We start from the raw sequence: 12,503 nt of genomic DNA, 5'->3' as shown, positions 1-12,503 counted from the left end.
CGGGTGAGTTCCGATCCCCTCGAGGGCTACGTCCCCGCCCATCTCCGTGACGACCTGGTCGACGAGGCGCCCCCGTGGCCGGCGGACGAGGTCGTGCCCGGCCTCTGGCAGTCCGGGCACCCCAGCCCCGGCGAGCCGTGGGACGCCGTGTTCGACCTCTCCGGCGAGGAGCCCCCGCTCGAGGACGTCGAGTTCTACGTCCACTGGCTCATCGACGACGGCCCGAAGCCCGACCGCGAGACGTTGATCGCGCTGGCCGACCTCGTGCGGTCGATGCGGGCGTCCGGCAAGCGGGTGCTGATCCACTGCGCCGCCGGGATGAACCGGTCCGGCCTGCTCTCGGCGGCGGCGCTGATCCGGGACGGCTACACCGCGGACGATGCGATCGCCGCCGTCCGCGAGGCCCGCCACGGCGCGCTGAACAACCCGGAGTTCCTGGAGATGCTCTACGAGCTCTGACGCCAGACCGGGCCGGAGGACCCCCGGGCGTCGAGCACGGGGTCGTAGTGCCCGGGCGTCACCGACATGTCCACCTGGTCGGTGACGCCCTGGTAGTCGCCCAGCGGCGTCGCGGCGGTGAAGGTCTGCGGGTCGAGGTACTCGTGCTCGCCCGCCGAACCGGCCATCGAGTGCGCCCACTGTTTGTCGAAGATCCCCAGCGACAGGATCCACAGCGCGACCCGGGTCAGCGACACGTGCACGTGGTACGAGCCGCCCTCGGTCGCCCGGCGACGGAGCGCCGACGCCACCCCGGCCTGGGCCAGCCACGGCACGATGTAGTCGTTCACCACCATGATCGGCGGCAGCCGCGGTCGGTCGGTTGAGCCCTCGAGCAGCATCATCCCGGTCACCGAGCCGGCCGACTGGTCGAAGCCCGGCCGTCCCGCCCAGGGCCCGGCGAGCCCGTGCAGCGAGACGCTGACGTAGACGAGCCCCGGCCGTTCCGCGCAGGCCTCGGCCGGCGTCAGCCCGATCTCGGACAGGAACTGCTGGCGCCGGTTGTGGAAGAAGACGTCGGCGCCGGAGAGCAGGCGCGACAGCTCGGCACGGTCCGCCCGCGGGTCCAGCCACGTCGAGCGCATTCCGACGTTGGCGGAGGCGTACGTCGACTCGTGCTCACCCTCGCCGGGCCGCCAGAGGTTGAGCACGTCCGCACCATGCAGGGCGAACGAGCGCCCGAACCCGGCGCCCGCGATGACGTGCCCCATGCCGAGTGCCCGCAGCCCGTCGAAGGGCCCCTTCCCGACGGCCGGCAGGGGCTGCGGATCCGAGTCCGCCATCTTGGTGACCTCGATCAGCGGCAGGTCGGCGAGGTGCGGGTACTGCTCCGAGGCGAGCATCTCCGGCAGCGTGCGCAGCATCGGCATGACGACGCCCGCCTCCGCGGCGGCCGCCTCGAGCTCCGGCGCCGTCCACTCCCCGATCGCGGCCGCGACCCGCTCCTTCGTCAGCGGCACCCCGAGCAGCTCCTGGGCCCGTGTGCGCAGCCCCGCGTACATGTTCTGCGGCATCACCCAGCGGTCGTCGGCGCACCGGAAGAACGAGAACGCCATCGCGTTGCCGGTCTCCAGCGTGGAGGTGACCGGGTAGCGTCCCAGCCGCTCCCATCGCCGGTCGTAGAACGGGCAGAGCCGGTGCGGCGCGCGGCGCAGGTCGACGTGCAGGTCCTGCCCCGGTCCGCCGCGCCACCGGTGCACTGCGGCCGCGGCCACCGACTTCGCCAGCAGTCCGATCGTCGCCGCCCCGCCGATGCGCATCGGGGAGGGCACGACCGGGTCCGCACCCGTCATCGTGACCGCCCCGCCGGCGTCGACGGCGGACAGCCCGACCCCGCCGAGCACCGCCTCGAGCTCGCCGGTCAGGTCGAACGGCTCGTCCGCCGCGACCGGGTGCGCCCACGCGTGCTCCAACCGTCCGGTCAGCCCGCTCACGCCCCGCCCCCGCCCCGCGTGAGGGGAACCCTCACACCACAAGAGCGCTCGAATCTTCCCCTCACGGCAGCAGCACCTCGGGCACGTCGACGTGCCGGGCACGGAGGAACTCCGCGACGGCCTTGCCCGCGATGTCCGGGCGCCCGTTCGAGGAGGCTCCCTTCCCGAGGATCCCGTGGATCACCAGGTGCACCGCCCGTAGGCCCGGGAACTCGTGCCGCTCGATCTCGACGCCGGGGTACACCTCGGCGACCCAGTCCGTCGTGATCGCGGCCCGCAGCCACTCCCACGCCGCGTCGGACGCCCGTCGCGGCCAGAACCCCACGTTGGAGTTGCCGCCCTTGTCTCCGCACCGGCCGTGCGCGACGAGCCCGAGCGGGGCACGCCTCCCTATCGGCGTGCTCGTTGCTCTGTCGGGAGAGGATCCGCCGGCGGCCGGCACGGACGGCGGCTGCCCGCGGAACTCCGCCCGCACCGGCGTGTCCTTCACCGGCACTCGCGACCCGTCCGCGAGGACGACCTCGTGGTGCAGCGCCTCGGTCGGCACGAGCGTCGGGAAGTACTCGACGACGGGATTTGCGACGCGCAGCGGGTTGACGTAGAGCCCCGGGTAGCCGGGCAGGAACAGGCCGGTCAGGGGCGCGATGAAGCGCTCGGCGCCGACCTGGCGCCGGTCCTGCGACTGCGCGGTCACGAGGATCTGCTGCGCGGCCTCCCACTGGTCGCGCGGGTCCTCGACCGGGGTCCCGATCCGGTCGACGCGCAGCAGCGTGAGGTCGAGCCCGGCAGTGATCCGGTCGACGTGGGTGCGCAGCAGGGCAGCCTTGGCCTCGAGGTCGAGCCCGGTCGCGTAGAAGGAGACGCTCGACTCGAACCCGCCGGGCGCGGTGATCGCGAGCTTCGTCGTCGGGCTCGGCGGGGTGCCGCGGACGCCGTCCAGCAGGACGCGATCCGGCCCCTCCTGCGTGACGACGACGTCGGCCAGGTCGACCGTGACGTCCGGGTTGAGGTAGACCGGCCCCTGGATCTCGTAGAGCAGCTGCGCGGTGACGGTGTCGGTGGTGACCATGCCGCCCGCGTCGTCGTGCTTCGTGATCACGGCCGTGCCGTCGGCGGCGATCTCGGCGATCGGGTAGCCGAGGTCGTCGACCCGCGGCACGGAGGTGAAGCCCGAGAAGTTGCCGCCCGTGGCTTGCGGCCCGCACTCGATGACGTGGGCGGCGGCGACCGCCCCGGCGAGTGCGTCCCAGTCCTCGAGGCCCCAGCCGTGCCACCAGGCGGCGACGCCCGTCGTCAGGGAGGCGTCGGTGACACGGCCGGTGATCACGACGTCGGCGCCGGCCGCGAGCGCGGCGGTGATGCCCCAGCCGCCGAGGTAGGCGTTGGCGGTGCCCGGGTCGTGACCCCAGTCGGCGAGGGTGCGACCGTCGTCGAGATGGGGCAGCGGCCCGAACTCCGCCAGCCGGCCGTGCACGTCGTCGCCCTCGACGTGGGCGACGACCAGCGTGTGCCCGCGCTCGGCGAGCACCTGGCGGCACTGCTCGGCCAGACCCGCCGGGTTCAGCCCGCCGGCGTCGACGACCAGCTTCGCCCCGCGCTCGACGAGCAGGTCCACCGCGTCGGTGAACTGCGCGAGGAAGCTGCGCGCATAGCCGAGCGACGGGTCCTTGGTCCGCTCGAGCGCGAGCTGGCGCAGCGTCGGCTCGGCGAGGTAGTCGCCGGTGACGACGTCGACGGGACCCGCCAGTGCGTCCCGCAGACCGGAGAACCGGTCCCACAACCACCCGGCACAGTTAGCAATGCGAACGGCCGCCATGGACGATCACCCTAGCGGCGCGGCAGCAGCCCGTCCGGGGTCGGCAGGCCGCTGAGCCGCAGGACCCGGGCGAAGCGGGTGCGGAGGTCGTCGACGTCGAGCGGGCGCAGCCGGCACTGGAAGCCGATCAGCGTGTCGAGGGCCACCGAGGCCACCTCGCCGCCCTCCCCGGGCAGCACCTCCTCGGCGCACTCCGCGACCGCGACCCAGCGGGCGTGGTCGACCCGCCGCTGGACCACGGCGACCCGGGGGTCGACGTGCGCCCACGCGCGGATCGCCGCCTCGGCCTCGTGCGGGAACGTCAGGGCGAGGTGGGTGAGCAGGGAGAGCCGCTCGAGGGCGTCCGCCTCCCGGCCGGCCGCCTCCACGAGCCGCGCCGTCTCGGTGGTCTCCCAGTGCTCGAGCAGCGCCTCGACGAACCCGTCCCAGCCCTCGAAGTGGTGGTAGAACGAGCCCGTCGTCACGCCGACCGCCCGGCACAGCGGGGCCAGCTTCAGCCGGGCCCGACGCTGCTCGGACGAGGCCACGCCGTCGTCGTGGCCCGCGGCGAGCAGGCGGAGGGCGGCGTCGAAGAATCCCTCACGGGTGGCCTGGCCCATGCCTCATCCTGACACGACCGTGTCCGCCCCCGGGGCGACGGGGCCGGATCTCCGTCACACCGTCAGACCGTCCGTGTACAGCGAGGAAGCTGCGCGCAACCACATCGCGCGCCGCTCGTGGACGTCCGGCTCCGGGTAGCGCTCGCAGGTGTGCGACCGCCCACCCTCCTCCTCCGACGGGCCCCACACCTCGGCGTACTCGAACGACCCCGGGGTCCTCGGCTCCCGCGCGGCCGTGGCGACCAGGGCGTGCGCGATGACGGCGGCGTCGTCGTGGGTCGGGCAGAAGGCGATCGTGTGCCAACCGGCGTCGTCGTCCGACGGCGGGGTCGGCGGCTGCCAGCCCCGGACCTCCCAGCAGTGCGCCGGCGGCGCCGGCACGACGTGCTTGCGCTCGGACATCGGACGATCGGACATGTCTCTCACCTCGGAGCCGAGAACGTTGCGTAGCTCAGGCATACACCTGCGCGACACCTCCCGGCCACGGGACGTTCCGCCTCATCCGCCCAGGTCAGCGCGTTTCGGACGGTGATCCGCAGAACATCACCCGGTGGCGCCCCACCGCCACGCGGCAGCGTCCACGACGTCGAGCCCCAGGCCCTCGGCGCACTCCCGCACTGCGTCGCCCGCGGCCACCACGAGCGCCATCCACACCGGGTAGCGCTCCCGCTGGCGCAGCGCGACCTGCTCCTGCCCGGCGATCAGCAACCCGGGCATCGGGGGGCGGCACCAGCACCGCGAGAGGTCGGGGGTGGCCGCGTCCGGGTCGTGCGGGCAGTGGACCAGCGTGTCGAACGGGTTGCCCGAGCGCTCGTGGATCGTCCAGAGCAGGCGGACCGCCATGTCCTCGGCGAGCTCCCCGCGCGCCACCTCGGGCAGGTGCGCGAACCCCACGACCCGACCGCCCCCGGCCTTCCACAGCCGCAGCCGCTCGACGGCGTCGAGGTGGACCTCGACGTCGAGTGGGCCCCGGTACGGCCGCCCCAGGTCCTCCTCGGTGCGCCGCACGGCATCCAGCTCGACGAAGAGCATCGGGATCTGGGGGGCGGACAGGACGCTCACGCGGCCATCCTCACCGATCAGACGGCGGCCGGCGTGTGCGCCGCGTCTGACCTCCGAGGTGTTCCTGCGCTGCGGCGAGTCCGACGACGTCGGCGTACTTCGCGTCCAGGTCGGCGAGGTTGTTCTCGTGGAGCGCGTCGCTGCGGTCCCCGCAGGCCTCGGTCACGACGACGGGGCGGAAGCCCTCCGCCAGCGCGTCGGTGGCGGTGGCGCGCACGCAGCCCGAGGTCGAGACCCCGGCGACGACGACGGTGTCGACCCCGCGGGCGCGCAGGGTCCCGGCCAGCGAGGTGCCGGCGAAGGCCGAGGCGTGCTGCTTGACCAGCAGGGCGTCGTCGGCCGCGGGCGCGAGCGCGAGCTCGCCCCACCCGCCGTCGGCACCCTCGGCGAAGCAGGCCAGGGCCGGGACCTTGGCGGTGAAGAACCCGCCGTCGGAGAGGTCGGGGGCGTAGCGGACGACGGTCCAGATCACCGGGACCGCAGCCGCCCGGGCGCTCGCGAGCAGCTCCGCCGTCGCCGCGAGCACCCGGTCCTCGTGGCCGCCGAGGAAGAAGGGGCCACCGGGCTCGGTGTAGGCGCGGACCAGGTCGACCACGACGACGGCGGGACTGCTCCCCCACCCCACGCGGCCGGCGAAGTTCGATCCGTGTGGACTGGTCATCGGTTCCTCACCATCACGGCTCGTGCGTTCCCGATGTGGCTGCGCATGACGGCGCTCGCCCAGTCCGCGTCGCCCGCCCGCAGCGCGGCGACCATCTCGCCGTGGTGGGCCAGGCTGCGGGCGAGCGACGCCGGGTCGTAGGCGTGGAAGGTGCGCAGGACGATGGGCGTGTGCACCACGTTCGCCAGCGCGGCCGACAGCGCCGGGGCGTCGGCCACCGCCAGGAGCCGCGCGTGGAAGTCGCGGTTGAGCGGCACGATCGCGTCGAGGTCCTGGTCGGGGCCGGGCGCGCCGATCTCGAGCATCCGGCGGGCGAGGTCGTCGAGGGCGTCCAGGTCCTCCGCCGTGGCCCGGAGGGCCGCCCGGGCGGTCGCCCGCGGCTCCAGGGCGAGCCGGACGTCGAAGATGCCGTCGAGGTCGTCCGGCGAGAAGCTCGAGACCCTGGCCCCGCGGTGCGGCAGCACCTCCACGAGCCCCTCGGCGGCGAGGCGGGACAGGGCCTCGCGGACGGGTGTGCGCGAGACGCCGAGCCGCTCGGCCAGCTCGACCTCGCCGAGGTGCGCCCCGGGCGCGAGGTCGCCGCGCAGGATCGACTCGCGGAGCGCGACGTGCGCGCGACCCGTCGTCGTCACCATCGCGACCTCCCGGAGCGTTGTACGCAACGTAGGGTGCTCCTCGCCGGTTGACCAGTTCTCCGGCGCGGTTTGTACACAACGAGGAAGGACCGGGTCATGGCCGACCTGCTCAGTCACCCCACCGGACGTCGGGCCCGGCTGCGGTCCCTGCTCGACTCCGGGCGCCCCGTCGTCGCGCCCGGGGCCTACGACGCCCTGACCGCGCGGCTCGTCGAACAGGCCGGCTTCGACGTCGTCTACATGACCGGCTTCGGGACGACGGCCTCGCTCCTGGGCCGTCCCGACGTCGGGTTGCTGGGCCAGGCGGAGATGGTCGACAACGCGCGGCGGATGACGTCGGTGGTCGACGTGCCGCTGATCGCGGACGCCGACACCGGCTACGGCAACCCGATCAACGTCATCCGCACCGTGCGCGAGTACGAGCAGGCGGGGGTCGCCGGGCTGCACCTCGAGGACCAGGTGATGCCGAAGAAGTGCGGGCACCTGGCGGGCAAGCAGGTCGTGCCGCTCGAGGAGATGACCGCCAAGATCCGGGCCGCCGTCGACGCCCGCACCGACCCGGACCTCGTCCTGATCGCGCGCACCGACGTCGGCCAGGTGTCCGGGGTCGACGCCGCCATCGACCGGGCGCGGGCCTTCGCCGAGGCCGGCGCGGACGTGCTGTTCGTCGAGGCCCCGACCTCCGGCGACGACCTGGAGAAGGTCGCCTCCGAGCTGTCCGGGTACAAGCTCGTCTTCAACGGCGCCGAGGGCGGGCGCACCCCGATCCCGCCGCTGTCGCGCCTGACCGAGCTCGGCTTCGCCCTCGTGCTCTACCCGGTCTCGACGCTGCTCGCGGCGGCCTCGGGGGTGCGGGAGATGCTCACGCACCTGGCGAAGGAGGGCTCGCCCACGGGCGCGCTGGAGCAGCTCGACGTCCCGGGCCTGGACGCGTTCACCGAGATCGTGGGGATCTCCGAGATCCGGGAGCTGGAGGAGCGCTACCGGTAGCCGCCCGTCAGCCCAGCGCACCTCGCATCCGGTCGATCTCGGCCTGCTGGGTGAGCGTCAACGTCCGCGCGAACTCGGTCAGCGCACCGCCGGGGTAGTCCCGCGCCATCGTGAGCGCACCCTCGTGGTGGGCGATCATCGTGCGGAGCCAGAGTCGGTCGAACGCCGGTCCCGACGAGGCCCGGAGCGCCTCGAGCGTCGGGGCGTCCGCCATGCCCGCCATCGCGTGCATCGGCATCGGGGGCGGTCCGCCGCGGAGGTTGAGGAAGCCCTGGAGCTGACCGACCTCCTCGACCTGGTCGCGGTCGATGCGGAACGCCAGGTCGGTGACGGTCGGATCCGTGGTGCGCCCGGCCACCAACGCGGAGAGCTCCAGTGCCTGCTGGTGGTGCGGGATCATCATCGCGGCGAACTCGACGTCCGGGTCCGGGCCGACGGCGGGTGCGGGCGCGGGAGCCGCCGCGCATCCCGCCGTCAGGAACACGAGGACGAGCAACCGGAGCACGCGGGCCAGCCTCCCTGATCACGTGTGAGCGCGCCGTGCTGGTGCGCGAACCGCCCAGGGTGTACCCAACGAGGCGTGACCTCCTCGATCGATGTCTCCCACGTCGCCAAGCGCTGGGGATGGGTCCTCGCCGACGGCATCCTCGGCGTCGTCGTCGGCCTCATCGCCCTCGTCTTCCCGATCGCGACCGTCCTCGTCCTGGCGATCTTCCTCGGGATCGGCCTGCTGATCTCCGGGATCATCGAGGCGACGGTGGCCCTCCGCGTCCAGCACGGCGCCCCCGGGCGGTGGTGGGTCGTGATCTTCGGGATCATCACGGCCCTCGCCGGCATCCTCGTCATCTTCTTCCCCGGCACCGGCGTGACGATCATGGTCGTCGGCCTGCTGCTGTGGTTCCTCTTCGCCGGGATCAACGACCTGTTCGTCGCCGCCCGCTCGAAGGAGCACCGCGGGTGGAACATCGGCATGGGCGTGCTGGCGCTGCTCGCCGCGCTGATCCTGCTGTTCTCGCCGGGAGCCGCGGTCGGGACGATCGCCCTGCTCGCCGGGTTCGGGTTCCTCCTGCGCGGCGCCTCGGAGATCGGGCTCGCGCTGAGCCTGCGCCGCGCGTCGCGCTGAGCCTCCGCCGGAAACGTACGAACGGGCCGTTCGTCACGCTCTACCGTGACGAACGGCCCGTTCGTTCCGGATCAGGTGCCCCGCAGCTCCCGCCGCAGCAGCTTCCCGGTGACCGTCTTCGGCAGCTCGTCGCGCAGCTCGATCTGGCGCGGGTACTTGTAGGCCGACATCCGTTCCTTGCAGAACGCGATGAGCTCGTCGGGCTCCACCGTCTGCCCCGGCCGCAGCGAGACGAACGCCTTCACCGTCTCGCCCCGGTACTCGTCCGGGACCCCGACGACGGCCGCCTCGCGGACCGCCGGGTGCTCGTAGAGGACGTCCTCGACCTCCCGCGGCCAGACCTTGTAGCCGCCGGCGTTAATCTGGTCCTTCTTGCGGTCGACGACGTAGAACCAGCCCTCGGCGTCCATGTAGCCGACGTCGCCGGTCTTCAGCTCGACGATCCCGCCCGGCCCGCGCAGCGCCTTCTCGGTCTCCTCGGGCTTGCCCCAGTACGCCGGCACCACCTGCGGACCCTTGGTCGTGATCTCCCCGACCTCGCCGACGTCGGCCTCGGACCCGTCGTCACGAACGATCCGCACCACGGTGTCGAAGATGGGCACGCCCACCGAGAGCGCCCCGGACGCCTCGTCGACCGGCGCGGTCGCCCCGAGCGGGACCCCGTGCGACGGCGAGTTCGTCTCGGTGAGCCCGTAGAAGTTGTGGATGTAGTGGCCGAACTGGTCCTGGAACGCCTTCACGGTCGACGGCGGGATCGGGGCGCCGCCGCTGTAGACCTTGACCAGCGACGACAGCGCATCCTTGTCCGCGCCCGGCGCGTTCATCATCGCGATGAAGACGGTGATCGAGCCGATCGAGAACGTCGGCCGGTGCTCCCGGATCGCCTCGACCACCACCGAGGGCTCGAACCGGTACGCCAGCACCAGCGGGCACGGCAGCAGCAGCGCGATCGCCAGGTGCCCGACCACCCCGGTGATGTGGAACAGCGGCGCCACCCCGAACACCGAGTCCTCGCGCCCGAGCTGGATCCAGTCCCGGTAGGTCTGCGCGTTGAACACGATGTTCGCGTGGGTGTTCATCGCGCCCTTGGGCGGACCGGTCGTCCCGGAGGTGTAGCCGAGGAACGCCACGTCGTCGCCGGTCAGCGTCACCGGCTCCGGCTTCTGCCCGCGGAACTGCTCGAGGACCGTCGTCAGGTCCTCCGCGCCCGCGCAGTCGGTCCGCTCTATGCCCTTGAACAGGCGCTCGTCGTGCCGGGTCTGGAACTCCAGCGGGGAGGTCGAGAACGCGATCCGCACGCTGGTGTTCGGCACGACCTCGCTCGCGATCGACCACAGGTCTTCCTGCGAGACGATCGCGGTCGCCTCGCAGTCGGTGAGGATCGTCGTGAGTTCGCGCTGCCGCGACATCGGGTTGACGCTGACGACGATGCCGCCGGCCTTCCAGGTCCCGACGACCACGACGAGCACCTGCGGGATGTTCTGCAGGTACGTGGCCAGCCGGTCGCCCTGCGCGAAGCCGCGGTCGACGAGCGCGACGGCGAACGCATCCGACAACTCGTCCAGCTCGCGCATCGTCAGCGTGCCGTCGAAGTAGCGGACGATCTCGCAGTCGGGATCCCGCTCGAGCGCCGCGCGGAACATGTCCAGCGCGCTCGCGAACTCGATCGTGACGGCGCCGTGGTTGTAGTCGTCGCGGTAGCGCGCGAGCCACGGCTTCGACTCGTAGACGGAGTCGCTCACCGGATCACCACCGGATTCACCGGCGAGCCCGTCGCCTCGTGGATCTTCAGGGGCGCGGCGGTGTAGAGGAAGTCCCACCGGCCGTCGGCGGCACAGGCGTCGGCGAGGTCGTCCAGCCAGATGATCTCCGCGAGGCTGATGCCGAGGTTGCGCAGCAGGGAGGCGTGCAGCGGCAGCAGGACGCCGGTCTCCGGGTTCGCCGTGACCTCGTTCGCGATCGTGTCCGTGACGAGGTTCGGGATCTCCTTGGTCTGGAACCACTCCACGAGCTCGCGGGAGTAGGTCAGGCCCGGCTCGACGAAGTCGGCGTAGAACTCGTCGGCGGAGACCGCGTAGAAGTACTTCAGGAAGCCGGTGCGCACGAGCAGGATGTCGCGGTCCTCGATCGAGGTGCCCTGCTTCGCCGCGGCCTCCTGGAGGTCGTCGTGCGTGAAGGTCTCGCCCTTGTCCAGCCAGTCCTTGCCACGGTGGCGGGCCATGTCGATCAACACGCCGCGTCCCGCGATGCCCCGCTGCGCGATCGGCATGACCGACGCCCAGCTCATCCCGCCGCCGTTCGTGGTGTCGGCCGAGCGGCCGTTCCACAGCGTGTCGTCATACCAGGCGTGGCCGAGCGCGTCGTACTGCGACGAGCCCTGCAGGAAGATCTCGGCCTTGTCGTCGGTCGCGCGGAGGCCGCCGGGGAAGGACGGGCCGTTCCCGGAGTCGAAGAGCTCCTGGTCCCAGACCATCTCGCGCTTGATGCCCTCGCGGCCCGGGAAGACCGGGTCGCCGTGCGGGAGGCCCATCGGGCACTGCAGCGTGAACACCTGTCCGGACTTCACGCTCCCGACCCCGCGCAACACCTGCGCGGCATCGAGGTAGTTCAGCGAGCCGACCTCGTCGTCGTCGCCCCACTTGCCCCAGTTCTTCGGCGGGTTGTCCCCGAGCAGCTCCGCCATCGAGGGCGCGTCGGCCATGGTCTGTCTCCTCGTCATCGAGTGGGTGACCCGGCTCTCACCGTGCCATGCGCATGCGGCTCCGGGAAGCGAGCAGCGGGATCGAATCGATCTTCTCGTCGGTCAGCTCCGCCCAGACGATCGCGGGTTCGTGACGGGGTTCGTGACGGCTCTCGTGGACACGTTCCGGGGTGACGACCAGGTCGAGCGTGACGTCGTGGTCGACGGTCGGGATCGCGTCGACGACCTGCAGCTCGTGCACGGTCGTGACGACGGGTGTGGTCGTCGTGACGAGCCCCGCCGCGAACGCGACCGCGAATTCCAGGTCGGAGAACCCGCCGCCCTTCCCGAGCCGCGCGCCGCCCGCGGTGACCGCCACGCAGCCGGCGACGACGAGGTCGACCGGTTCCAGGTCCTCGACGGCCACGGTCCGCCCGGCCGCCGTCGCCCCCTTGATCGACGAGGCCTGGCGCGGGGTGCGGCCGCCCAGGTCGTCGGGGTCCAGGAGGAAGAAGGGGTTGGGGTCGGCCAGGCGCGGGACCGCCATGTACACCGTCTTGCCGTCCTCCAGCGCGCGCTGCCGCACCGGCCACTGCGCGGAGTCCGGATTGCACTTGATCGTCCGGGCGCTGCGCCAGACGTCGGTGTCGCGCAGCCGGTCGGCCGCCTTCTCGGCGCCCACGAAGTTCGGGATGCGGTTCCGCGCGCCCGGGAAGCGGGCCTGCTTCTCGTCGGTCAGCCGCGCCCACACGTGCTCGCGCAGCTCCTGCTTCGCGGCAAGGGTCTCCGGGTCTCCCCCGGCGTCGTGGTCGTGGGACGTCGCCATGGGGTCGATGGTCGTCGCGAGTGCGACGTGGCGCAGGTTCTGCCGGCCGCAGACCTGCGTGGTGTCGCCCTCGCGGACGGGGCGGGCGGAGAGAGCGGGGCGGGCGGGTCCGGCACCCCCGCACCCTGTGCGAGAACCGATTCCCACGGAATCGCTTCTCGCGCACGGTCCACGACCCGG

General features: G+C 72.5%; 14 protein-coding genes. 3 read left to right on the top strand and 11 right to left on the bottom strand.

Features of this window, described 5'->3' with window-relative positions:
* Nucleotides 1-3 precede the first annotated feature (3 nt).
* The gene (locus tag QRT03_RS24990; protein ID WP_286055824.1) at nucleotides 4-459 is read left to right on the top strand and encodes a protein-tyrosine phosphatase family protein; all 456 of its coding nucleotides are present in this window, start codon (nucleotides 4-6) and stop codon (nucleotides 457-459) included.
* Here the strand turns inward: QRT03_RS24990 and QRT03_RS24985 are convergent.
* The 7 genes from QRT03_RS24985 to QRT03_RS24955 form a co-directional block, all read right to left on the bottom strand.
* On the bottom strand, nucleotides 447-1,931 hold the full coding sequence (locus QRT03_RS24985; protein ID WP_286055823.1) for a CoA transferase: 1,485 nt from the start codon (nucleotides 1,929-1,931) through the stop codon (nucleotides 447-449). The two genes, QRT03_RS24990 and QRT03_RS24985, sit on opposite strands and share 13 nt — an antisense overlap.
* A gap of 61 nt (nucleotides 1,932-1,992) precedes the next feature.
* A complete protein-coding gene (locus tag QRT03_RS24980; RefSeq protein WP_286055822.1) occupies nucleotides 1,993-3,747 on the bottom strand; it encodes an acyclic terpene utilization AtuA family protein in 1,755 nt (584 codons plus the stop codon).
* An 11-nt stretch (nucleotides 3,748-3,758) separates the two neighbouring features.
* Nucleotides 3,759-4,346 carry a TetR/AcrR family transcriptional regulator gene (locus tag QRT03_RS24975; RefSeq protein WP_286055821.1) on the bottom strand — a complete coding sequence of 196 codons (588 nt, stop codon included), beginning with the start codon at nucleotides 4,344-4,346 and terminating at the stop codon, nucleotides 3,759-3,761.
* Between the two features lie 54 nt (nucleotides 4,347-4,400).
* Nucleotides 4,401-4,763, bottom strand: a complete 363-nt coding sequence (locus QRT03_RS24970) for a hypothetical protein (RefSeq protein ID WP_286055820.1) — start codon at nucleotides 4,761-4,763, stop codon at nucleotides 4,401-4,403.
* A gap of 126 nt (nucleotides 4,764-4,889) precedes the next feature.
* A complete protein-coding gene (locus QRT03_RS24965; RefSeq protein ID WP_286055819.1) occupies nucleotides 4,890-5,408 on the bottom strand; it encodes an HAD family hydrolase in 519 nt (172 codons plus the stop codon).
* Between the two features lie 10 nt (nucleotides 5,409-5,418).
* A complete protein-coding gene (locus tag QRT03_RS24960) occupies nucleotides 5,419-6,069 on the bottom strand; it encodes an isochorismatase family protein (RefSeq protein WP_286055818.1) in 651 nt (216 codons plus the stop codon).
* Nucleotides 6,066-6,704, bottom strand: a complete 639-nt coding sequence (locus QRT03_RS24955) for a GntR family transcriptional regulator (RefSeq protein ID WP_286055817.1) — start codon at nucleotides 6,702-6,704, stop codon at nucleotides 6,066-6,068. The genes QRT03_RS24960 and QRT03_RS24955 overlap by 4 nt, the downstream gene beginning before the upstream one ends.
* A gap of 96 nt (nucleotides 6,705-6,800) precedes the next feature.
* Here QRT03_RS24955 and QRT03_RS24950 point away from each other — a divergent pair, with 96 nt between their 5' ends.
* Nucleotides 6,801-7,694 (top strand): isocitrate lyase/PEP mutase family protein, encoded by an 894-nt coding sequence (locus tag QRT03_RS24950; protein ID WP_286055816.1) that lies wholly within the window; start codon nucleotides 6,801-6,803, stop codon nucleotides 7,692-7,694.
* 7 nt (nucleotides 7,695-7,701) lie between these two features.
* Here the strand turns inward: QRT03_RS24950 and QRT03_RS24945 are convergent, their stop codons facing one another.
* Complete coding sequence (locus tag QRT03_RS24945; protein WP_286055815.1) at nucleotides 7,702-8,199, bottom strand: DUF305 domain-containing protein; 498 nt, start codon at nucleotides 8,197-8,199, stop codon at nucleotides 7,702-7,704.
* Nucleotides 8,200-8,274: 75 nt separating this feature from the next.
* Here QRT03_RS24945 and QRT03_RS24940 point away from each other — a divergent pair, with 75 nt between their 5' ends.
* Nucleotides 8,275-8,817 carry an HdeD family acid-resistance protein gene (locus QRT03_RS24940; protein ID WP_286055814.1) on the top strand — a complete coding sequence of 181 codons (543 nt, stop codon included), beginning with the start codon at nucleotides 8,275-8,277 and terminating at the stop codon, nucleotides 8,815-8,817.
* 71 nt (nucleotides 8,818-8,888) lie between these two features.
* On the opposite strand, the gene QRT03_RS24935 is transcribed toward QRT03_RS24940, so the two are convergent.
* From QRT03_RS24935 to QRT03_RS24925, 3 genes are read right to left on the bottom strand one after another with little or no spacing between them, the layout of a single operon-like run.
* Complete coding sequence (locus QRT03_RS24935; RefSeq protein ID WP_286055813.1) at nucleotides 8,889-10,559, bottom strand: class I adenylate-forming enzyme family protein; 1,671 nt, start codon at nucleotides 10,557-10,559, stop codon at nucleotides 8,889-8,891.
* Nucleotides 10,556-11,518 (bottom strand): cyclase family protein, encoded by a 963-nt coding sequence (locus QRT03_RS24930; RefSeq protein WP_286055812.1) that lies wholly within the window; start codon nucleotides 11,516-11,518, stop codon nucleotides 10,556-10,558. The genes QRT03_RS24935 and QRT03_RS24930 overlap by 4 nt, the downstream gene beginning before the upstream one ends.
* Before the next feature lie 37 nt (nucleotides 11,519-11,555).
* A complete protein-coding gene (locus QRT03_RS24925; RefSeq protein ID WP_286055811.1) occupies nucleotides 11,556-12,323 on the bottom strand; it encodes a 5-formyltetrahydrofolate cyclo-ligase in 768 nt (255 codons plus the stop codon).
* Between the last annotated feature and the right edge of the window lie 180 nt (nucleotides 12,324-12,503).

Source organism: Actinomycetospora termitidis, assembly GCF_030286555.1.
GTDB lineage: Bacteria > Actinomycetota > Actinomycetes > Mycobacteriales > Pseudonocardiaceae > Actinomycetospora > Actinomycetospora termitidis.
This window is presented reverse-complemented; position numbering and strand designations above follow the sequence as displayed.

Bases quoted from the DNA above. Each gene is read 5' to 3' on its own strand.
- QRT03_RS24960 (WP_286055818.1), bottom strand. From the start codon at position 6,069: ATGACCAGTCCACACGGATCGAACTTCGCCGGCCGCGTGGGGTGGGGG.
- QRT03_RS24950 (WP_286055816.1), top strand. From the start codon at position 6,801: ATGGCCGACCTGCTCAGTCACCCCACCGGACGTCGGGCCCGGCTGCGG.
- QRT03_RS24930 (WP_286055812.1), bottom strand. From the start codon at position 11,518: ATGGCCGACGCGCCCTCGATGGCGGAGCTGCTCGGGGACAACCCGCCG.
- QRT03_RS24980 (WP_286055822.1), bottom strand. From the start codon at position 3,747: ATGGCGGCCGTTCGCATTGCTAACTGTGCCGGGTGGTTGTGGGACCGG.
- QRT03_RS24955 (WP_286055817.1), bottom strand. From the start codon at position 6,704: ATGGTGACGACGACGGGTCGCGCGCACGTCGCGCTCCGCGAGTCGATC.
- QRT03_RS24925 (WP_286055811.1), bottom strand. From the start codon at position 12,323: ATGGCGACGTCCCACGACCACGACGCCGGGGGAGACCCGGAGACCCTT.
- QRT03_RS24970 (WP_286055820.1), bottom strand. From the start codon at position 4,763: ATGTCCGATCGTCCGATGTCCGAGCGCAAGCACGTCGTGCCGGCGCCG.
- QRT03_RS24975 (WP_286055821.1), bottom strand. From the start codon at position 4,346: ATGGGCCAGGCCACCCGTGAGGGATTCTTCGACGCCGCCCTCCGCCTG.